The 21,322-nt window shown below is 70.8% G+C and carries 19 protein-coding genes; all 19 read right to left on the minus strand.

Features of this window, described 5'->3' with window-relative positions; all coding sequences use genetic code 11:
• Nucleotides 1–34 precede the first annotated feature (34 nt).
• The 19 genes from ABH925_RS18160 to ABH925_RS18250 all read right to left on the minus strand — a co-directional run bounded on the left by ABH925_RS18160 (nt 35) and on the right by ABH925_RS18250 (nt 21,206).
• Entirely contained in the window at nt 35–934 is a 900-nt protein-coding gene (locus ABH925_RS18160) for a type II secretion system F family protein (RefSeq protein ID WP_370149129.1), read from the minus strand.
• Nucleotides 931–1,863 (minus strand): type II secretion system F family protein, encoded by a 933-nt coding sequence (locus tag ABH925_RS18165; RefSeq protein ID WP_370149131.1) that lies wholly within the window; start codon nt 1,861–1,863, stop codon nt 931–933. The genes ABH925_RS18160 and ABH925_RS18165 overlap by 4 nt, the downstream gene beginning before the upstream one ends.
• Nucleotides 1,860–3,431 carry a CpaF family protein gene (locus ABH925_RS18170; RefSeq protein ID WP_370149133.1) on the minus strand — a complete coding sequence of 524 codons (1,572 nt, stop codon included), beginning with the start codon at nt 3,429–3,431 and terminating at the stop codon, nt 1,860–1,862. The genes ABH925_RS18165 and ABH925_RS18170 overlap by 4 nt, the downstream gene beginning before the upstream one ends.
• Entirely contained in the window at nt 3,424–4,272 is an 849-nt protein-coding gene (locus ABH925_RS18175) for a hypothetical protein (RefSeq protein ID WP_370149134.1), read from the minus strand. Before ABH925_RS18175 ends, ABH925_RS18170 begins: the two co-directional genes overlap by 8 nt.
• A complete protein-coding gene (locus ABH925_RS18180; RefSeq protein WP_370149135.1) occupies nt 4,272–4,970 on the minus strand; it encodes an SAF domain-containing protein in 699 nt (232 codons plus the stop codon). Before ABH925_RS18180 ends, ABH925_RS18175 begins: the two co-directional genes overlap by 1 nt.
• Before the next feature lie 64 nt (nt 4,971–5,034).
• The gene (locus tag ABH925_RS18185) at nt 5,035–5,676 is read right to left on the minus strand and encodes an ATP/GTP-binding protein (protein ID WP_370149136.1); all 642 of its coding nucleotides are present in this window, start codon (nt 5,674–5,676) and stop codon (nt 5,035–5,037) included.
• Nucleotides 5,677–5,975: 299 nt separating this feature from the next.
• Nucleotides 5,976–6,500, minus strand: coding sequence for a hypothetical protein (locus ABH925_RS18190; protein WP_370149138.1), 525 nt, complete (start codon nt 6,498–6,500; stop codon nt 5,976–5,978).
• A 666-nt stretch (nt 6,501–7,166) separates the two neighbouring features.
• Nucleotides 7,167–7,643 (minus strand): hypothetical protein, encoded by a 477-nt coding sequence (locus ABH925_RS18195; protein ID WP_370149140.1) that lies wholly within the window; start codon nt 7,641–7,643, stop codon nt 7,167–7,169.
• On the minus strand, nt 7,640–8,095 hold the full coding sequence (locus ABH925_RS18200) for a hypothetical protein (RefSeq protein WP_370149142.1): 456 nt from the start codon (nt 8,093–8,095) through the stop codon (nt 7,640–7,642). Before ABH925_RS18200 ends, ABH925_RS18195 begins: the two co-directional genes overlap by 4 nt.
• 805 nt (nt 8,096–8,900) lie before the next feature.
• The gene (locus ABH925_RS18205) at nt 8,901–9,392 is read right to left on the minus strand and encodes a potassium channel family protein (RefSeq protein WP_370149144.1); all 492 of its coding nucleotides are present in this window, start codon (nt 9,390–9,392) and stop codon (nt 8,901–8,903) included.
• 83 nt (nt 9,393–9,475) lie between these two features.
• Nucleotides 9,476–10,057 (minus strand): hypothetical protein, encoded by a 582-nt coding sequence (locus ABH925_RS18210; protein ID WP_370149146.1) that lies wholly within the window; start codon nt 10,055–10,057, stop codon nt 9,476–9,478.
• A gap of 50 nt (nt 10,058–10,107) precedes the next feature.
• Nucleotides 10,108–10,953: an IS21-like element helper ATPase IstB gene (gene istB, locus ABH925_RS18215; protein WP_370149148.1), complete on the minus strand. Its 846-nt coding sequence runs from the start codon at nt 10,951–10,953 to the stop codon at nt 10,108–10,110.
• Nucleotides 10,950–12,617: an IS21 family transposase gene (gene istA / locus ABH925_RS18220; protein ID WP_370149150.1), complete on the minus strand. Its 1,668-nt coding sequence runs from the start codon at nt 12,615–12,617 to the stop codon at nt 10,950–10,952. Before istA ends, istB begins: the two co-directional genes overlap by 4 nt.
• A 264-nt stretch (nt 12,618–12,881) precedes the next feature.
• Nucleotides 12,882–14,003 carry an NlpC/P60 family protein gene (locus tag ABH925_RS18225; protein ID WP_370149152.1) on the minus strand — a complete coding sequence of 374 codons (1,122 nt, stop codon included), beginning with the start codon at nt 14,001–14,003 and terminating at the stop codon, nt 12,882–12,884.
• A complete protein-coding gene (locus tag ABH925_RS18230) occupies nt 14,000–16,372 on the minus strand; it encodes a hypothetical protein (RefSeq protein ID WP_370149154.1) in 2,373 nt (790 codons plus the stop codon). Before ABH925_RS18230 ends, ABH925_RS18225 begins: the two co-directional genes overlap by 4 nt.
• A complete protein-coding gene (locus ABH925_RS18235) occupies nt 16,369–19,032 on the minus strand; it encodes an ATP-binding protein (protein ID WP_370149157.1) in 2,664 nt (887 codons plus the stop codon). The genes ABH925_RS18230 and ABH925_RS18235 overlap by 4 nt, the downstream gene beginning before the upstream one ends.
• A gap of 2 nt (nt 19,033–19,034) precedes the next feature.
• Nucleotides 19,035–19,664 carry a hypothetical protein gene (locus tag ABH925_RS18240; RefSeq protein WP_370149159.1) on the minus strand — a complete coding sequence of 210 codons (630 nt, stop codon included), beginning with the start codon at nt 19,662–19,664 and terminating at the stop codon, nt 19,035–19,037.
• Nucleotides 19,661–19,972: a hypothetical protein gene (locus ABH925_RS18245; protein WP_370149161.1), complete on the minus strand. Its 312-nt coding sequence runs from the start codon at nt 19,970–19,972 to the stop codon at nt 19,661–19,663. Before ABH925_RS18245 ends, ABH925_RS18240 begins: the two co-directional genes overlap by 4 nt.
• Nucleotides 19,973–20,066: 94 nt before the next feature.
• The gene (locus ABH925_RS18250) at nt 20,067–21,206 is read right to left on the minus strand and encodes a conjugal transfer protein (RefSeq protein WP_370149162.1); all 1,140 of its coding nucleotides are present in this window, start codon (nt 21,204–21,206) and stop codon (nt 20,067–20,069) included.
• Nucleotides 21,207–21,322 lie beyond the last annotated feature (116 nt).

Genomic DNA, 21,322 nt, shown 5'->3' on the forward strand with positions numbered 1-21,322 from the left:
CGGTCGACGGGGGAGGGTGAAGGGGATGGGGCTGTCAGCTGTTGATGACGCGCATCATGGCGGGGAAGGCGATGTACAGGGTCATGAGGATGACCAGGGCGGCGACCGGGGCGACCATCGTTTCGCTGGCGGTGTTGGCGTCCGCTTGCTGGTCGGTCAGCAGCTGGCCGCGCAGTGAGCGGGCCTGGGCCTGCAGGGTGGAGTAGACGGCGGCGCCTTCTTCGCCGGCCAGGGCGATGATGTCGGCCGGTGCGCCGAGTTCGGGCACGCCGATCTCGGTGGAGAGTTGCCGCAGTCCGTCCCAGGGCGGGATGCCGGCCAGTTCGGCGCGCACGATGGCGTCGCGGATGCGCTGGAACACCCACCCGTCACCCACCTCGGCCGCGCGGCGCAGCGATTCGGTGGGGCCGGCGTCTGCGGCGCGTTCCAGACCGACCAGTTCCAGGTAGGAGGCCACGGCGGTGCGGAACTCGGTGCGGGCCTCGGCGGCTTCCTGACGCACTTTGATGTCGGGCAGGAACCAGGCCACCACCGCGAACGCCAACGCCCCCAGCAGCGGAATGGCGACCGGGGGCGGGCCGATGGCCGCGGTGTACAGCGCCACCCCTGCCATCGGCATCAGCATCGCGGCCAGGGCGGTGGTCAGCTTCTTGCCGATGAACCAGGCCGCGCTGCGCCCGGTCAGTTCCAGTTCGCGGCGCGGGATCCGCAGCACCTGCTCGCCCACCTGGGCCAGCACCCGGGCGCCCAGGCGTTCGGTGACCGTGACGGCGCCCGCGTGGCGTCGCGGTTCGAGGACGTCCAGGCGGTTCGCGTCCAGACGGGACAGGACGTCGCCCAGGTCGGTGCGCCCGGGCATGAGCCCGGCCGCGGCGACAGTGATGCCGGCGCCGACCGTGGCGCCGGTGAGCAGGACGGGTGCGAGGTCGATCACCGGGAATCCTCCAAGGTCGCGGTGCCGGTACGGTCCAGCGGGGACAGGAAACGCGCGGTGGGGCGCATGGTGGCCATGCGGCGCATCCACACCAGCAGCCCGACGAACCCCAGCGCCAGGGCGACCAGCACGCCCACGCCCAGGGGGGTGCTGTAGGGCTGGACGTAGGAGCCGGAGAACATCGACAGGCCGAAGACGCCCAGGCAGAAGATCGTTACCCAGCGGGCGTTGGCTTTCGGTTTGGCGCGGTCGGCCTCGACCTTGCGGCGCATCAGCACCTCCTCCGCCACGGCCGCGGACAACTCCCTCAGTGCCCGGCCCAGGCCTGCGCCACGGTCGGTGACGTGCAGCAGCATCAGGGCGACGACCATGTCGCTGGTGGAGTCGTTCAGGTCGTCCGCGAAGGCCCGGTAGGCGTCGGCGGGCTTCCAGCCCGCCCCCAGGCGCGCGACCATCTGCTGCACCGGCACCGCGATCGGTCCCGGGACGGTGCGGATGCTGGAGACCACCGCCTGCTCCAAGGAGATGCCGACGGTGTGGATGTCGGACATTCGGCGTACCCATTCCTCCAGGGCCTCCAGTCGGGCGATCTGGTGGGCGTGTTCCTGGCCGGGGTTGAGCATCCACTGCAGCCCGCCGACCGCGCACGCGGCCAGCAGCCCGCCCAGCAGCCACGACGTCGCCAGCCACACCCCAGCGCCCGCCGCGCACGCGGCCAGCAGTCGGGTGCGGCGCGCGGCCCACCAGGCGGTGCGCGCCCCGGACCGGTCGGTGCCCAGTACGGCGCGCAGTCGGCGCTCGCCCCGGGTACGGCGCCGCGATCCGGTCGACGGGGTCCAGCCCACGCTCCCGGCGACGGCGAGGACCAGGCCCACCGTGGCGAGGGCGCCGCACAGGGCGGCGAGCAGGGCCATTACGGAGATCGTCACAGCGGCACCACCGTGCGGATCGGCTGGCTCCAGGCCCCGAACGGGTGCTGGAGCAGGGAGCGGTCGAAGCCGGCGCGCACCAGGTCCTCGATGCACAGCGGGGTGACGTCGGGCACCGCGCGCGGCTCGCGGTGGCCGCCGCTCTCGCGCGGGCCGAACACGCTCTGCACGGCCGGGCGCTGGCCTTCGCCGATGCCGGTGATCTCCAGGATCTGGGACACGAAGCGGTGCTTGACCCCGCCGGGGAGCGCGGTCTCGTCGACCAGGCGGATGTAGACGATGAAGTCGAGGGTCTCGGCCACCAGCCGGTAAGCGAGGGTCTCGGTCATCCCGATCCCGGCTTCCAGGCACAGGGTGACGATGCGGTCGATGGCCGAGCGCGCGGAGCGGGCGTGCAGGGTGCACATCGAGCCGCCCTCGCCCTCGTTCATGGCGTGCAGCATCGGCACGACCTCCCGGCTGCGGACCTCGCCGACGATCACCCGGCGCAGGTGCATGCGCAGCAGCTGCGGGAACAGGTCGGACAGGGAGATCTCGCCGGCCATGCGGCCGTCGGGTCCGCGCTCCCCGTTGGACTCGCGGGCCTCGTAGGCCACCACCCTCGGCCGCAGCTGGTGCAGCCACAGCTCGTACTCACTCTCCAGGGTCCCCACCCGTTCGGTGGCCGGGATCTCGCGGGCCATCGCGCGCAGCAGCGAGGTCTTGCCCACGCCCTGGGAACCGACCAGGATCACGTTCTTGCGTGCTCGGATCAGCGCGCGCAAGAACGCCTCCAGGATCGGGTCGATGGTGCCCCACGCGACCAGGTTCGACAGGTGGTTCTCCAGGATCCGGTGGCGGCGGATCACCACATGGGGGCGGGCGGTGACACCGTAGGAGGCGGCCAGGCGCGAGCCGTCGGGCAGCCGCAGGTTCAGATTCGGAGTGGAGGGGGTCAGCACGCGTTCGCCCTGGCCCTGGGTGCGGGCCAGCTGGTTGATCAGCTCGACCAGGTCGGCGTCGCTGGCGGCGATCGGCGGATAGGAGGCCTGGGGGCGGTCCTGGTAGTCGACCTCGACCTGGTCGAAGCCGTCGATCAGGATGTTCTCCACCCGCGGGTCGTCCAGCAGCGGCTGCAGTCTGCCGGCGCGGAACAGGTCGTCGAAGACCGCGTCCTGGATGGCGAGTTCCTGCGGCCGGGTCAGCGGGCCGTGCTTGACCGCGTAGTCCGTCGCCCACTGCGACACCACCTGCACCACCAGCGCCCGGCCCCGCACCCGGCGGTCCTCCTCGTTCATCACCACCCCGGCCGACTCGGCGGCGATCCGGTTGGCGACCAGGCCCCGCAACTCGCTGATGACGGGAAAGCCGACGGGCAGCACACCGGCGGTCACCGTGCCAGCCGCGACTGCTCCGGGTACCGCAGCGGGCCCGGTGCCTGCGTGGTTCGGGTGAGGCATGGCCGCAGGTGGTTGCTGCAGCGCGGCGGCGAAACGGTCCCGCAGTCCGGCTGTCGGCGCCAGCCCCGGCTGCCGGGGCGGCGGGGGAGGGGGATAGCTGCCGTCGGGTCGTCGCATCGTGTCAGCCATTGCCGCCCACCCCCGTGTACACCGACGTGAGCGCGCCGGAAGGATCCAGCTGCACCCGGCGCCGGTTGACGATCGCCCCGATCTGCTCGTAAGCGGTCCGGGCATGCCGCAGCAACTCTGCGCGAGGCGAGATGGCCCGCCCACTGGGCCCGTGGGTCAGAGCCCGCGCGGTCTCCCGGTCCAAGGGCAACTGACCGAACACCGGGACCTGACCCAAATGCGTGCTCAGCTCACTGTTCGACGGCTGGCGCTCCTCGTCGACCACCAGCAGCCCCAGCGCGTCCGCACCCGTGCCGTGCTCCTGCAGGTCGCGACGGACCGTGGCCACCACCGGCGCCGCCGCCACCGCAGCGTTCAGACTGCGCCGCACCACCAGCAGCACCACATCCGCCCGCCGCAGCAACGCGGCCGGGGAACGGCTCGCCGACAGCGTCCCGGCCGAGTCGACCACGACCCGCCCGGCGTCGATGACCACGTCGGTGCCCACACCCTCCAGGACCGGCCACAACAGCACCAGCTGCTCCCAGGTCCCGGCCAGAGCCGGGGCCTGCGCCGGGTCGGTCAGCCCGGGCAGCAGCAGCCGCTGACCGGTGCCGCCGTCCAGGGACACGATGTGCTGGTGGAAGTCCTCACCCAGTTTTCCGGACCGCCAGGCGGTGGCCAGGCGGTGCAGTCCGAGCGCGGCGGTGGTGCTGTGGCCCTGCAGGAACCCGGAGCGGATCGTGCCGCCGGCCGGGTCGCACTCGGCCAGCAGCGTGGGGCGCGGCGCGGCCAGCGCCAATGCCAGCGCGCTGGTGGTCACCGCACCGCTCTTGGCCGAGCACAGGGCGATGACCGCCATCAGGACCCGGCCTGCTTGGTGATGGCCACCGAGCCGGTCGAGGCCCAGGTCGCCAGCTGCGGGCCGTCGCCCGGATCCGCGGCCAGGTCGACGATCGAGTTCCCGTTCGCGTCCGCGGCGCCGACCGAGACCACCACCGCGTTGATGGTCAGCGGCGCCACCGTGGTCTTCGTGCCAGCGCTACCCGCACCGTTGGGCCCCGGCGTGTTGACCACGGTGACGTTGTCGCCCGGGAGCAGTTGCCCGGCGGGGATCACGCCGGGCTTCGCGAGCACGCCCACCAGGGTCTTGCCCGCGGTCAGCGAGGTGCCCGCGCGGACCGACCCCGAGGTCAGGAGGCTGCCCACGGGCAGGTCGACCGCGGCGGTCTTGCCGACGATCTGGCCGGAGTCCGCCTCGGGCACCGGCCGCAGTGCGGGATCGGGGGCAACCTGGGCGACCGTGAGATCGGCTGCGGTGACCACTTGCCCGCGCGGCACGGCCGTGGCCACGGCCAGCACCGCGACGCGGTCACCGGCGTGGTTGACCAGCGCGTACGCGCCCAGTGCTCCGACCACGGTCAGGATCGTGCCCACGGCGACCACCACGGGGCGGCGCGCACGCCGCGGCGCGCTGCCGGTGATCCCCACCGGGGGAACCCCGAAGCCGGGCGCTGCCGAAGAGCCGCTCGACTGCCGGGGCGGCTTGGTAATCGCCATGCTATGCATCCCTACTGCCAGAACGTGATGCCCGGCCGTCGCGCCGGGCGCTGCGGATAATGGATCAGTTGCTGTTCAGCACTTGCAGCTCGCCGATGATCGCGGAGGACTGCGACTGCCGGGTGACCGTGATCTGGCCGGTCTGCCCCGTGGTCGCAGTCCAGTTCACGACCCAGGTCGCGGTGGCCGTGATCGCGTAGGCCCCACCGGGCTGCTTGCCCGAGCCGACCGTGTAGACGTGGCCGCACGCGGGCGTCTGCGCGCCGAAATACTGCTGGTAGGCAACGCCCGGGGTCGTGCACGTCACCGTGGAGCCGTCGCCCATGTTCCACACGATCTGGGTCACGCTGCCGGTCGCGGTCACCGTCACCCCGCCCGCCGCCGCCTGTGCGGTGTTCGGCCCCCACGTCGTCGGCGCCACGTTGTCCCACAACCACACCGGCAACCCCACCAGCGACTTGCCGCCGGGCTTGGGCGCGATGCCGATAGCTGGACCGACCAGCGCCATGTTCTTTACCGCTTGCTGGGCCAGTGCGGCGACGTCCACCGTGCCGCCGTATCCCGGCGGTGGATTCTGGAACCACTTGCCTGAGCCGCCGGGTAGCCCGGCTCCGCTTATCAGCGGGCACGTCTCGGAGTACACCGCGCCGTCACCAGGCTTGTGGCCTTGCCACCAGGTGCTGTCCGCTGGCGGTTGCGGGTCCATCAGCTTGTAGTAGCAGCCGTCCTGTTCATCGAACCACCCGCTGGGGCCCGAACATGGAAAGGCCTGGCCGTGGAAGCTGCATCCCCCGCCGCTCCCGCTGCCGCCCCCTGCCCCACCGCTACCTGAGGCAGGAGTGCCAGGAGAAGGCGGTGCGCTGCTGCCCGCAGTGACATTGCAGTCACCGACGAAAGCCCCGCACCCGACGCCGGTTCCGCTACCGTCCGCTGAGGCGGGAGTCGGCGTCCAGAGGCTCATGGCCACGAGTGCGGCACCCACGCCGAGTAAGGCCGAGCGGGTCTTCAGCACGTCCCGCTCCGGTTGATCGATCCGGAGTTGATGTACCACTGGACGTTGTCGTACGTGGCTGTGAAGGTCCAGATGTGCCGGTGAACGCTGCTGTTCAGCTTCTCGGGTTGGCCAGTTGTCGCGTCGACTGGAACGAACGTGGTCGTATCCACGCAGTCGGTGATGGTGGCGCTGTAGGGAGCCGTGGTGAGGTTGACCGACGTGACCTGCGGGCTGAGCTGGGGGTGGCCCCGCACGACGAGGTGCTGCGAGTTGTAGTAGTCCACGGACGAAGTGATGCCTGCGGCGGCCTGACCGACGGCATACGTGTTGACCGGTAGTCCGTTCAGGTTGCCAGTGGAGTACGCCTCTTCCTGGATCTTCCAGAATCCCTGGTAAGTGGCCAGGATCTTTGCCTTTGCCGCGTCTGCGGCGCTCAGAGTCGGCGATGCGCTCGGCGACCCGGACGCGGGGACAGACGGCGGTGCGGAGTCTGCTGAGGGGTGGCTACCGGCACCTCCGCACGCGGTCATCAGCACGAGGACAGCGGAAGCCGCTGCTCCCAGGACGGTGTGACGTGTACGTGCCTGTGCGTGGTCGAAGGAGCGTTGGTGCAGTGCCACCTTGGGAATCCCCCCTCACAGAATGTAGACCGATCTTGACCGGATCGTAGCGCTTCGCTTGACGGTCTCGGCATGCGTTCGATTTCCATGTTCGAATCATGAGCGCATGTCAGCTGCCCTTCTGGAGAGCCGGGTTGACTCCCAAGGATGACAAAACCGTTCAAAATCACCCGATGGGGCGATAAAACGGTGCCGAAACATCCCTCACTGTTCGTCCTCCCCTATACCGCACGGCAACTGCATCCACACCTCTCTCTTGCGACTCGCTGGGGAGGTCCACAGGCGGACCGCGGGCCGCGGTGCTCGAGTTCGGCCAGCGACGTCACGCCCAGCGGTGCCCGTGTGAGCAGCACAGCGACGTCCGGCTCTGTGTCGGCTGCGGCATCGATTTGCTGCAGGACCTGTTCCAGCCCGTCGTCCGGGGAGTGGGAGATCAGCAGCAGGTGCGGGGGCCGGGGTACCAGCGGTGCCCCGGCCATGGACCTGTCGCTCCCCTGGGTGCGTAGAAGCGGGCCAGGGCCAGCAGGCGCTCGGTGGCCTGCGCCGCGGGGCAGGCGGGCGGGCCACAACTGGATCAGGGCGTCAGGGGGAGGAGTGCCCCCGGGATGCGGTGGCAGGTGCGCAGGCGGGCGTCAGCCTCCAACTGGGCGTGTGTCCGTGGTGGTCGCGGAAGCGGTGGATGACCTGGGTCTGCCTGGTGAAGGGAGCGGCGTGGAATGCGGTGCGGTGCTGGCGGCACAGCGCGAGGCCGAGTGTCGTCAGGGTCATGGTGGTGTGGGAGTGCGGTGGGCGGTCGGGGCGCAGGCCGGTGTTCTCCGGCTGGGCGCAGGCGATGGACAGTCCTTCCTCGGTGAGGTGCCAGGCCCCCATGTGCCGGGCGGTCAGTTCCTGTGCGTGCAGGTTCTCCAGCCGGTCGTCGAGTTGTCCGGAGTCCTCGGGCCGGTCGTCCAGGAGTTCGCGCAGCTGCGCGGTGGTGACCAGGTGGTGCCGCAGCAGCACGGCCAGGATGCGGGCGGTTGTCGTGGTGGTGGACGGGAGCGTCTGTGCGGTGTCGCTCATTGGGTCGGCTCCCAGGTTCCGCTGGTCTGCTGGGTCAACTCGACGGTGCCGGGTTGCGCGATGCGGGTGTCGCTGGCGGGGGAGGTGCCGGCCCACAGCAGTGTGACGCGGGCTTTGCCGGTGCCGTCGGCGCGGGCGATGGCTGCTTGGATGCGGACCGCGGTGTAGCCGGAGGTGCCGGGCACGGTGAAGTAGCGGGGCCAGTGCTGGCGGCCGATGCCGGTGATGTCGGCGAGCCATACCTGACGGCCGAGCTGTTCCAAGTTGTGTTCCAGTGCGGGGGGAAGGTCGGCGGGGCTGGATCGGTCGAGCATCTGCTGCACCGTGGCGTCCGCGCCGGGGCCGTCGCCCGGCGCGAGGACAGCCGCTTCGGGGACGGGTGCGTAGGTGGCGGCTGGCGAGGCGGTCGGTGATGCGGTGTCGGACGGGGTGGGCTGGGGTGGTGTTGGCATGGTCGAGGTGATGGGGGACGTGTTCGGGACAGCTGCTGCGGTCGTGGTTGAGGGTGCCGGTGCGGATACAGGAATCGGGCCGGGCCGAGTTCCGTGTCCGTGCACCAGGAGTTCGACGCCGAGGGTGGCCAGTGCTGCGGCAGCGAGCAGGACGAGCGCGACGGGAGGTTCCCGCCGCCGACGCCGCTGTTTGGATCGGCGAGGCGGGTCGGGCGCGGGCTGCTCGGTCGTGTGGCCAGTTCGCCTCACGGTGTTCTCCGTTGATTTTGTCGGGTCATATGAGAGCCACTGCTCCGGGGTGAACGGGAGCCAGGTCTAGGCCGTTCGTGGTGGAGACGTACTCGACCATGGCGGGTGTTCTTCGGCGAGTTCGGGAGCCATTCCGACGAGATCGGGAGCCACTGATCGGGTGACCTGGTGCGCCTGAGCGGAGTGTCCGTAGGGACCGGGGCCTGAAGCGTCGGTAGCTTGTCATCGCGGGCCCGGGTCGCCTCCCTGACAAGTCGCGGCCAGGGGCTCGCCTCTGGATGTGCCGAAGGGCTGGACCCGTGAGTCCAGCCCTTCGTGCTGCTGGTGGTGTGTCGGCGTACGGCTGAAGAACCGCCTCGCCGTGATCGAACGGCACGCCGACGTCGGCCTGACCACCGGCGAGCCGAAGGCGTTTCACGGACGCGGGTCGCACTCGTCCCAGAATGCCTCCGAATAAGCAGGCCCCAGTCAGGGCCCGACAAGCACTGGTGTGGCGACCTCGACCGGTCATCGTTCGGCGGCCCGCGGAGCCGCTTGCTCGTCAGCGACTGTGCTCCTAGCGGTAGATCCCCTCGGGGGCCTGTCCTGAGGCTCCCCCCGGCTGTCGGTGGCGACTGACGGCGCCGATAATGATCTTGATCGCAAGGCCGAGGACGACGAGATCGGCGATCATCTGCCCGGTGACCACGAGCCGAGCTGCCTCGCTTTTGGCCGTGATGTCGCCGAATCCGACCGTCGAGAAGACGGTGACGGCGAAGTACAACCCGTCGGTGTGCGTCAGCGACCCGCCGAAGTCGCCGGCCGACATCGCGGCCATGACGACATATGTGCTCGCGAACAGCAGTAGGAACAACGGAACGCTGGTGGCCAGGGCTTCGACGGCCCGCAGTCCCGGGAACGGTGACCGGATGATCGAGCGGACCTGAGAGGCGACCAGTCCGATGAATGCCACCAGCCCGATGACCAGCATCGTGACGGCGGGCCATGTCGAGGAGTGGTTCAGGGGGAGCAGAAAGTACAAGGTCACCAGCGCGGTGGCGGATCCCACGATCCGCAGAGCAGCCCACACGATCATGCGGTGCGAGGGTTTGGCCTCCCGCCGGGTGTCCGGTCCGGGGCCGGCGCTGTCAGTCACTGGTCGCGGTGTGTGTTGGAGGACTTCTCACCGACAGCGGCGCGCACCCAATCGTGAGCGCTACCGGGGTCGAGGGAGGCGAGGAACTCCGTGAGCGAGCCGTCCCAGCTGTCTTTCGCACGTTCGGCCGCTGCTGCGGCGACCATCTGCCGGGTGTCTGTGTCCTCGCAGCGAACCAGCGTGATGGCGGCATGGGGGCCGGCTTCCGCGAGGATCCTGTGGGCTTGGTGCTCGGTGGATCCGACGTGTCCTTCCCGCACTTCAGCGGTGCGGGCCCCGACCCTTGCCCCTTTCAGTGTGGAGAACAGACCCATGAATCCGACCGTCCAGGAGAGGGAGATGCGGAGCAGGGCGCTCGCAAAGCCGTTGGCCGTCAGCACACGAGACTGAGTTAGCTTCAGCGAGCCGTCGGTGTTTGCGCTGACCACTGCAGCTGTCGTGCGGCCCTTGCGGGCCTTCCTGCGGAAGCCTCGCCCGAGCGACGCCAGCATGTGTTCGGCGCGGTGGCGGTTGTCGAAGCTGGCGATAACTACCGATTCCTGCCCAGATTGCCCGACCGAGGCGGTCTCTGACGTCATAGGTGCGTCCTTCGTAGCCGAGTGATTTGATGAGTACGTGGACAGGCGGGTCAGTTCGGGGAGGGGAAGAGGGATTCCTGGGTGGCCTGGTAGCGGTAGGACTCGGTGCCGGTCTGGATCAGGGTGCAGCGGAAGGTGATCCGGTCGGCGATGGCCGCGCAGAGGCGGGCGTCGCCGAAGGTCTTGTCCCATTCTGTGAAGGGTGAGTTCGTGGCGACCGCGGTGGCCTTGCGCTCCTCGCGCTCGGTGAAGATCTGGAACAGCAGCTTCGCGCCCTTGCGGTCCAGGTTGAGGTAGCCGAACTCGTCCAGGCACAAAAGATCGATCTTGCTGTAGCGGGCGATCACGGAGGACAGGCGGCGGCTCGCGTCGGCCTCGGCGAGCTCGTTCACCAGCGCGCTGGTGGTGGTGTAGCGCACCGACAGGCCGGTCTCGGCGATCGCGGTGCCGATGCCGATCAGCAGGTGGGACTTGCCGGTGCCGGAGTCGCCGATCAGCACCAGCGGCCGACCCTCGCGCACCCAGGTCGGGGACTTCAGGTCCGCGACGACCTCCGGGGTGACGTTCGGGTTCTTCGCGAAGTCGAAGTCCTCCAGCCGCTTGGGCCGCGGGAAGCGGGCCAACCTGAGCAGTCGCTGCTGGCGGCGCAGGTCCCGGTCGGTCAGCTCGGCCTGCAGCATGTCCAGCAGGAACTGCTTGTAGGTGGCCTGCTCGCGGCGGGCGCCGGCGGCCAGGTCGATGAACCGCTCGCGGAAGGCCGGCAGGCGAAGCTCGCGGCATGCCTCGTCGATGAGCATGTCCTCCGGATCGCCCGGCAGCGACATCCTGCGGCCGGGGACCCTGCCGTCGGTGTCCTGCTCGTCGTCCTGATCGGTGACGGTGATGGTCGGGCTCATGCGCCGTGGCCTTTCTGGGTCTGGCTGTCGCGGCCGGCGACCGGGCTCAGCAGCCGGTCGTACTTGCTCATGTCGGGCATTCCCTGGCGCGGGTCGGGCGGCAGGCGGCGCGCGTGCAGGGAGATCACCCGGGCCCCACCGTCCGCAGCCGCCGGACCGTCCTGGGCCACCTCGTCCGCGTCGGCCAGCAGCTCGGCGTCGTCCGCGTCGGTGCCCTCCATCGCCTTGCGAGCCTCGATGGCGACCAGGTCGGTGGAGACCGACCCGATCCGCAGGCAGGTCTCCATCGCCGCGACCAGCGCCTCACCGGGCAGCTGGCGGTGCAGCAGCACCTCGATCAGCATCCGGGTGCCCTCGCGGTCGCCGGCCTTCTTCTTCGCCGCCGCCCAGAACGCCTCGTGGACCTTGGTGAAGCCGCCCTCCGCCCGGGCCTGCGCGAGTGCCGAGGCCCCGGCGAACGCGCCCGGCTTGACCAGCAGGATCTCCAGGTAGTGGTCCAGGAAGTCGTGGTAGGTGTAACGCCTGGTCAGCCGCGGGTGGCGGGCGACGACCTTGCGCCCGTCGAACACCCACAACTCGTTCGCCCGCAGCTTGACCCGCACCTTCGCGCCGATGAACTTCGCCGGCACCGAGTAGTAGCACTGCCGCACCGTGATCCGGGAGTTGCGCGCGACCACCGGCGTCAGGTCGATCCCGCAGTCGTAGTCGTCCGCCGGCAGCGGCCGAAGCCGCTCGCGATCGGCCTCGAAGTCGAACCCGATCGAAGTCGGCCGGCCGTGGATGTGCCGGGCGTCCTCGGCGACGTCGATCGCCGCCAGGCGCTCGTTCAGCTCCGCCAGCGACTCCACCACCGGCGGCGGGACCAGGTGCTTGCGGCGGAACCTCCCGCCCTCGTGCTCCACCCCGCCCTTCTCGTGGGCCCCGTCCTCGCCCGGCGCGCAGTAGAACGCCGAGAACTGGTACCAGGACTTGAACGACGCCCACCGCGCCGACTCCAACCTGGAGCGGCCGAACAGCACCTGCTTGACGGCCGGCTTCAAGTTGTCGTAGCGGATGTGCACTGACGGCACCCCGCCCAGCACCGTGAACGCCTCCAGGTGCCCTTCCAAGAACGCCTCCTGCGAGGCCGTCGCGTAGACCCGGTGCACCGCCTTGCCCGAGTAGGACAGCCGCAGCGTGAACAGCACGCACTTGCGCCGCTGCCCGGCCAGGTCCAGCCAGAAGTCCGCGAAGTCGACCTCCGCCTCCTCCCCCGGCCGCTTCGCCTGCGGCACCATCCCGTCCAGGTGCCGGCGCCCCTCCAGGGCCTCCGCCCGGATCTGCGGGCGCCGCTTGGAGACGTAGTCCCAGACCGTGGTGTTCCGGGCCAGCTCGAAGTCGTGCTCCGCGGCCAGCCGCTCGATGATCCGCGGGACTGTGTGCTTCTGCTTCGACGGCGCGTCCAGGTCCTCGCGCAGCATCGCGTCGATGAAGCCCTTCACCGGCTCCAAGACGCTCTTGCGCGGCGGCGGCGACTTGCGTTTCGGCGGCACCGGCGACTCCAACGCCCTCTTCACCGTGTTCCGCGACACCTTGAACCGCGCGGCGAGCTCCCGCCCCGACAGCCCCTGCTCGCGCTGAGCCCGGCGGATCCTCTCGAACAGCCACTCACGTGACCTGTGCACCAGCGGTCTCCCTGACCTGGACCGTGATCAACAGGCACAGCGTGACGGCCGAACAGCCCAAGCCCTCACGATTACTCCGAAAGCGGCATGTTCCACACCATCACACCTACTGGCTCCCGAACTCACCGAAGAACCACTGGCTCCCCAACAGACCGAATCCGTGGCTCTACTTCACCCCGGTGAAAACACTCCGTTCTCCTACGCGGGTGAGTGGGCGGGCAATGCGGGTGTGGCCGAGGGCGATTAGGGATGTTTTGCGGTTTTTCATACGATTGATATCCCGCCGGCGTAGGAGCCTCCGGCGATGTCTACGGGCTCGACCTCTACGCCGAGGCCGGGGCGCGGCGCTGCGACTTGCTTGCCGGCGCCGAGGTATATGGCGACGTGGTAGATGGAGGAGTCGCTGCCGGGGATGTAGCCGTAGAAGATGAGGTCGCCTGGGTGCAGTGCGGCCAGGCCTGCCGAGGCGGGGATGCGGTGGCCGATGCCGGCCTGGTCGGAGGCCAGGCGTGGCAGGGTGATCCCGGCCTGGGCGTAGGCGTACAGGGTCAGTCCCGAGCAGTCGAAGCCGACGATCAGGCTGCCGTTCTGGCCGCCGTTGGAACAGCAGATGCCGCGGCTGGGGCCGTGGGCGGTGCCGCCGCCCCAGGAGTAGGGGACTCCTTGCTGGGAGAGGGCCGCCCGGATCACGATGGCGGCCCGTCCGCTCGTCGGGCCCGCGCTGGTGGGGACCTGCTGGTCGAACTCGGTGATGGCAGCCTCGACCTGGGTCACGTAGGCGTTGCTGTGGTTGTAGGCATACAGGGCGTCGTGCAGTGCGGCGGGTTGGGTGAGGTCGCGGCCGTTGCCGCACAGGTAGACCGCTGCGGTCAGGGCGGCGTCGAACGCGTTTTCCGGGTCCGGGGCAGCGGCGGTGCCGCGTCCGTTGAGGCCGTCGGTGGCCCACGTGGAGGGCAGGAACTGGAACGGGCCGATGGCGTGGTCGTAGACGGTGTCGCTGTCCCAGCGGCCGTGGTCGGTGTCGCGGACCACGGTGGTGTTGCCGCCGGCGCCGGTGCCGTCCAGGCGCGGGCCGATGATCGGCGGGGTGATCTCGCCGTCGGCCGCGATGCTGTGGCCGCTGGCCTGGTCGGACTCGACCTGTGCGACGCCGGCCAGGATCTGCCAGCGCATCCCCTTGCAGGCCGGGACTAGTTGCGGGGCGCGGGTGGCGGCCTGCTGGTAGGCGGTGGCCAGCACCGCGGGGAACCCGGCCGCCACCGGGCCCGCACCCGACGCGGTGCTGGCGGAGGCGCTGGCCGCGCCGCTGGCCGCGAGCCCCAGGGGCAGCGCGAGCAGCCCCAGGGCGGTGACGCCCAGGGCGACGAGGAAGGCTAGCGTCTTCATGCGCCGCCGTCCCGGTCACGGGCTTCGCGCTGGACCCGGTGCAGGTACTCCACGAAGCTCTCCCGCGCGGGGTCCGGCGCTGCGCTGGTGCTGGCGGTGCGGTGCGGGGGCCGCATCGGTCCCGATGTCGTTGCGCGTGGGGTGGGCGCTGTGGGCGTGGGTGCGGGTGGCGCCGCGGCCGCGGTGGCCGCGCGGCGTACCGTGTCGGCGTGGTGCGGGGAGTAGAGCGAGGCGGCGGTGCTCAGGCGTTGACTGGTTTTGGCGATCTCGCGGGCGGGTGTCGTCATGGCGCGGGCGCCGGGCAGCCACTCGGTGTCCCGGTAGTTCTGGTACTCAAGCTGGTAGTGCCGCGCCTGGCGTTCGGCGTTGTCCATGAGGGTGACGCCGTGTCGGCGGGCTCGGGTCCAGGTGGCTGGCGCGCCGAGGGTGGTGTTCCAGGCCAGGTGGCTGGTGCCGAGCAGGGTGCGGCCGCCTCGGGTCTGGATGAGCCGGTTGTGCAGGCGCGAGCCGACCGGAAGGTGACCACCGGTGCCTGGTTTGATGGTGCGTCGCTCCAGTGCTTCGGGGGACAGGGCTTTGCCCTTCCACAGGTGGTGGCCGGCACGGACCGCCGTGGTGGCCGGGGACAGGGCGTGCCGGGTTTGGCGGGTGGCGTCGCCCAGCAGCCGTCCGGGGTGCAGGGGAGTGCCGGGGATGTCGCCCAGTGCGCGGGCGCTGGACAGCATTCGGGCGCGGCGCAGGAGATGGGCGTGTGCGGGGGAGCCGGCCGCGCTGCCGCCGAGCAGTCCCATCCCTGCGCCGGCACTGAGGCCGCCGCCGATACCGGCCTGGGCGAGGGCGCCGGCGAGGACCTGGCCGGTGCGGGTGGCGTCGTCCCCGGATCCGGAGCCGCCGATCCTGGCCCAGCGCAGCCGGTTGGCCACCCGGGTGCCGACCGATCCGGCGCCGGCCAGCAGGCGGCGGTGGAAGCCGAGTCCGGCCACGGCGAGCAGGTCCACCAGGAACAGGCGCGGGATCAGGCCGGGTCCCGCGCCGCCGAGGAACGCGTTGACGGCGACGCCGAACAGCGGCAGGAACACCGCCGCGGTGAACATCACCAGCGCTGAGGAGACGAAGCTGCCCACCCAGCGCCAGAGCACGGCCCGGCTCGGTCCGGGCAGGGTGGCCCACACCAGGGCGCCGTAGCCGCAGGAGGCAAGGACCGCGTCGGCGAACTGGGCGGCGAACATCGCCATCACCATCGCCAGCACCATCATGCCGACCACCAGGGCGGCGATCAGTACCAGCAGGGCGCCGAACACGCGGTCCCACGACGGAGGGGCGATGTAGGCGGACACGGCCGGGTCGACGGTTTTGAAGCCGTTCGCCAGGTCGGTGTAGGAGCGGAAGTTGCTGGCGCTGGTGGGGCCGCTCTCCTCGCAGACGGTTTTGCCGAACGCTGTCAGCCCCGAGCAGTTCGGTGGGGTGGGGGCGTCGCCGGTCTTGCAGAAGCCGTCCGCGCCGGGGCCGGTCATCTTGACGCACGGGGCGGAGCCGTCGGCGTGGGCGTTGGTGTTGAACGGGCCGATCGAGATCGCGGCCTGGTACGCCGGGTAGGCCTTGTCGCCTTGGGGGATCAGGCGTCCGAACTGGAGCAACTGGTAGGGCTCGGCGACGAACGTCTCGGTCAGGGACTGCTGGATCGGCGCGGACACGCTGGCCGGGTCCACGCTCGCCGGCGGCGGGGCACCGTGGTGGGTGGTGATGGAGGCGACCTCGAGACTGGCCTGGCGGGTCTGGTCGAGCAGTCCGCCCGCGCCCAGGATCACGTCCGGGCGCACCAGAGCGCTGGCGGCAACAGCGACGATCAGGAACGTGAGAGCGAGCTCGCCCAGGGCCTTACCGACCTTGCCGCGCATGAGCATGATCGAGCAGACCACCACCGCCCAGGCCAGGAACAGGCCAGGCAGCCCGAGGGCGTCGACGACGTAGAGGCGGTAGGCGTCGGCGAGCTGCTGCGACTGCTGGCTGACGGCCTGGACCAGGGGGAAGCTATAGGCCCAGTGGATCAGCCAGCACTCCAGCCCCACCACCATGCGCACCAGTGAGAACAGAGCGCCCATCAGGTAGGACTGGGCTTCCTGCTGGAAGTCGGTGACCGAGCCGGGGTTGGAGACCAATTCGTAGTGGTCCAGCGGCACGTTCTCCGAGCTGGTGACGTCGAAAGGGCCCAGGATGCCCGGGGTGCTGCCGCCATCGGCCGCAGCCGCGACCTGGAGGCTGGTCAGCGTGAACAGCACCATCGTCACCGCCAGCGTCACCACGCGGCGCAGTTGGTAGCGCGTCGGACACCGACACAGCAGCCTCACCAGGCGGCCGGTGGTACTCAACGCGTCCCTCCCACCGACGCCTTGGCCGCCGGGCGGCGCAGCCGCCGGTTCCCGACCCCGGGTGGGGGCGCGTCCGGCGGTTCGGCGGGCCGCTGATCGTGCGCCTGGGCGGAGGACGGGGTGGTGCGGATCCGTACGCTGATGCGTTCCACTTCCGGGATCAGGACCCGGATCCGGCCGATGCGGCCCTGGCTGTCACGCAGCAGGCACTCGCCCTTGTGGTCCTCGTCGTCCGCCTCCTCCCGGGCCGGCGACAGCATCGTGATGTCGCTGACGACCTCCTCGTTGCCCGGGTCCAGGCCCAGGAACGCAGCGCTGCGCCGGGCCAGGGACCGGTCGCTGTGGCGCATGACGGCCTTGTAGCCGAGCAGCCCGCGGGTGGTGGCATCCCCAAGTTCCTCTTCGTCGTGCGAGCCCAGCAGCGCTCCGGCGGCGTGTTTGCGTCCGTCATGGACGACCTCGTGGACCAGGGCGCTGCCCTCGGTGGAGGAAGTCAGCCAGTAGCACTCGTCCAGAGCAATCAGGCAGAACCGGCTCGCGTCGCTGAACGCGACCGTGCGAGCCACGGCGGCCACCAGGTACAGCACCGCGCGTCCGATCAGCGCCTCCAGCGGCTGCTGGGCCAGCAGCTCAGGCTTGGCCAGGGCCTCGCGGGAGGGCAGGGTCAGGCCCGCGGTGGTGATCACGACCATGTCGCCGTCCAGGTCCTGCCAGCGCAGCGGCGGCAGCGTCGGGTCGAACACCATGGCGCCGAACCGGTCGTCGGCCACGATCCGCAGCATGTCGGCCAGGTTCGCAGCCTCCTGCGCCCGCTTGGGCTGCTCGGGCTCGGCAGCCAACTGGTCCAGGCCCTCTAGGACCGCGCGCATGCTGGGCCGGGTACTGGCAGCGACCTTGTGCACGACGTGACTGAGCACCGCCCCGGCCGGGGTCATCGGCCCGATGCCCAGCTGCAGCGTCAGGTAACTCATCGCCCACCGCACCCCGTCGGCCGGCGGAAACAGCCGCAACGGGTCGATGCTCACCGTCGCTGTCGCCGCGTCCACGATCTGCGCCCTGCCGTTGGTGGCGGCGGTGGCGAAGGAGGCCCACTCGCGCAGCGGGGTGCGGTCGATCACGATCGCCTGCCCGCCCCGGTCCACCACCGCACTGCAAAGGAGCTTCTCGCAGACCGACTTGCCCGAGCCCAGTTCACCCACGATCCCCATCGACGCGGAGACGTTGCGCCCAGGCGCGCCGGCCAGGTCAAGCAGCACCGGCCGCACCGTGCCGCAGTCCAAGCTCACCCCCACCAGCGCCCCCACCGCGTCCCCCAGCTCCAGACTGGAACCGGCCCCACGCATCGCCCAGTCCTCGGAGAGCTCGTGCTGACGGAACTCCCGCAGCTTCGGCGACGCCGCCGCCCCGGGCAGCGACAAGGCGAACAACTGCACCTGGCCGCCGATCGGCCGGATCACCGTGTAGTTCATCCCGGACAGCGCCCCCTCCAGCGCGCGGGCCCGCTCGTCGCACAGCGCCGGGGTGTCACCCCACACCGTCAGCGCAGTCACCGACTGCACCTCGACCTCGCTGGAGGTCCGCTCCAACCGCACGCTCTGCTCACCCAGGTCACCGGCCGCACCGAAGATACTGTCCGGCAGCCCTGTGGTCTCCGCCCCGTACTGCTCGGACTGGTCCACCAGTTCACGTTTCTTCTGCCGCACCTGACGCCGCGCCTTCTCCGCCGGCACCACCTGCAGATCCACCACGTAGTCCACCCCGAACGGCATCACCTCCAACTGCGCCAAAACGTCCGCACTCGACCACTCCACCGCCGACGGCTGCTCACCGATCACCAGCTGCGCCTGGTAGGAGGTGCCCTGGGCGCTCTCCACCTCCAGCCACTGGCGCCGCACCGGCGAGGTCCCCTCCGCCCGGCGCCACCACGCACCCGACTGGCGCCCGCTCGCCCGCTGCGGACTGGCATCGTGGCCGCCCTCCGTCAGCCGCACCTGCCCCAGTCCCTGGTACGACGGCGAGCGCAGCACACCGTTGACCAGACGTCCCGCGCCGGTGGTCGCCGACTGCGCCTGAAGCAGCAGTGGCTCCTCCAGGCCGCGGTGGACCGCGTGCTGACACATCCACACGATCTCCGCCGGCCGCGCCGGACGCAGCTGCGGGCCGCCGCTGAGCTGTGCCGCCACCTGGGCGGCGCGCGTGCGGTAGGCGGCGACCTCGGCGGCGTCCACCATCACCGGCGGCAGCCCGAGCAGGTGCGCCACCTCGCTCCACCCGGCCCGGGCAGCGGCCTGGACCTCAGCCCGGCCCGAGGGCGCCTGCAGAGGGACCGCGAGCCAATGGGTGCGCCGGTGCATCTCCTGATCCACCAGCAGGCCCAGCGCGGCGTCGGCGACCTCCTCCCACTCGGGATGGGCGTCCAGATCCACCCCGTCGACCATCCGTCCGATGACCTCGCCGTGGTCGACCTGCGCGCACAGCCCGTACCAGCGCGGCGCACCATCGAGTTGACGCACCATCGTGGTCAACCGGCCCAACAGCTCCCTGCGGGCCCGCGCCGGGGCGTAGCGGGTGGCGACCGGGGTGACCCGGTACACCGCCCACACTGTGCCGTGCACTGTCCACAGCAGGTTGTCGACCACATGACGAATCGGGACGCGCATCGCTACTCCACTCCTCTATATACGGGCGCTGCCACGGAGTGGTCGCTGGAGGCGGCGAGCAGCCGCTGCAGCACCGTCGGCGCGACCACCGGCCCACCCGCGCTACCGCTGCGCACCGCCACCGGCTGGTGCTGCGCGGTCTGCGCAACCAGCTGCGCAACCGGTCCGCGCACTGCGCGCACTGCGCGCACTGTGTGCGCAGCGGGGGCTGACAGGCCGTCGAAGCCGGTGGCTGGGACCTCGGTGGAGGTGACGTAGAAGCCGTCGAACAGTTCTGCCGGTGCGCGGTCGCGCGCGGTGCGCCCGCCGATCCGCCCGGCGCGCGGCTGCAGCAACGCCGACACCAAACCCAGCAGCGCGGCCGCCGGAACCCGCCCGCCGATGCGCACACTGCGCACCGCCCACACCGACGCCCCCAGCGCGAACACCGGCACCGGCCCCAACAACGGCGCCCACACCCCGTAGGTCTCGATCAGAGCCAGCACCCCCACCCCGGCCACCACCAGCTGCGCTGGGGTGTAGGGCCCCAGCGGCAGCGTCCAGTCCCCGACCCGGCCCAGCACCCACGGATGCCGGCGCGCCCGGGTATAGGAGCGCGCAATCAGCACCGCCTCGCCCTTACCCGGGTTCACCGCAGCCCGCCCGTACCGCCCAGGGGCATGACGAGGCTGTGCTGCGCGGCACCGGTGGTGGACGCGGTCTGCACTTCATTGGTGAACATCGACGCCAGCTGCGCGCGCGACTGGTAGATCCCCAGCATCAGCACGAGCGCCAGCGCCGCCCCGATCCCGGCCTTCAACGAGAACCGGCGGACCATCGTGACCACCACGATCAGCCCGCCGGCCGCTTCCAGCGAGGGAAGAGCCCACCCCGCGAACATCCCGATGAAGTGGTTGCCCAGGCCCTGCAGGGCCCCGGCCAGAACGGCAGGTCGACTCATGACGCGCTCCAAGCTCGTACGGAAAATGCACAGAGGCTGGCGGTCCGCGCACAGCGCGCCCGCGGCTGCGCACGGGGTGCGCAGCAGGGCCGGTTCAGGGAGAGGCGGGAGAGGCAGTGGCGGTGCTGGGGTTCGGCGCCACCGGTACGGCCACCGGGGTGGGGGTGGATGGCTGGGCTGCGGTGAGCAACGGGCCGGGCTCTAGCGCGGCCACCTCCCAGCGGCCGGCCCGCGCGCGCATGCGCAGGGCGTAGCGCAGCGGCCAGCTGCTCCCGGCCGGATCGGTGCCGTCCACCTGGACCCACACCTCGGCCGTGGTGCCGTCCGCCGGGACAGGGCCGTCCATGCCCGCGCGGTCCACACCCACTGACAGCACCTGCAGCTGCGCATAGGGCGCTGGAGACAGTGGGGCGATCTGCACGCCCGGCGCCAGCAGCGGGGCGGTGGCACCTGCGCCGGTCAGGTAGGCCTGGAGGAACCCGGACGCGGACTGGGCCAGCGCCGAGCCCGGTGCCGCGTCCAGTGCGTAGACGGTTTGCGCGGTGCCACCGCTGGTGGGTGCGGCTACTTCCGCGGGGGCCGCTGCCACCGTCATCGCCCCCAGCACACCGCTCCCGGCGGACGCTGCGGTCTGGACCGGGACGGTGAAGTAGCGCACCTGGAGCGTGCTGCCGGATCCCAGCTCGGCCGCCACCACCACCGACCAGTAGCCGGGCTGGATCTGCGCACTGCGGATCACCGCGGTCTGCGCAACGCTCGGACCGCCTTGCGCGCTCTGCGCAGTCTGTGCGTTCTGCGCATCCGTCAGCAGGTCGACCCCCGGGGCCATCGCGCGCACCGCGCGGGACTGCGCATCGTCGGCCGTGCTGGTTGCGCGCAGCCACAGGGACACGAACATCTGCGCAAACCCGGCCGGGTCCGCGCCCACCGTCGCAGGGGCCGTCGGCGCAGCGGTGTGCGCGGCAGTGCGCGGGACCGGGGCACTGGCGCAGGAGGTGAACAGGGCCAGCGGGCCGGCGGCGATCGCCGCCCACACCCCCAGACGCACCAGCAGCCCGCGACGGTGGGCCCGGTCCAGTCCGGCAGGGGGCAGCGTCGCCGGGGAGCCGTCCGGCACGGTACGCGGTGGTCGATCGGTGGCGGTGCGGGGCATCAGCGGGCCTTCCAGGGAACTGGTGGATCTCCTGCCCTGACCAAACCCGGTGCTGGTCACCGCCCCGGTCACCGAAGTCACCCGGCCAGCATCACAAGACGACAACAGAGCACTGGTGACTGTGAAGTCACCAGTCCCCGCAGCCCCGGGCGCTCCAGTCACCAGCCGCTCGCACCCCACAGCGTGAGAGGAGGCAT

The organism is Streptacidiphilus sp. EB129, assembly GCF_041262645.1.
Lineage (GTDB): Bacteria > Actinomycetota > Actinomycetes > Streptomycetales > Streptomycetaceae > Streptacidiphilus.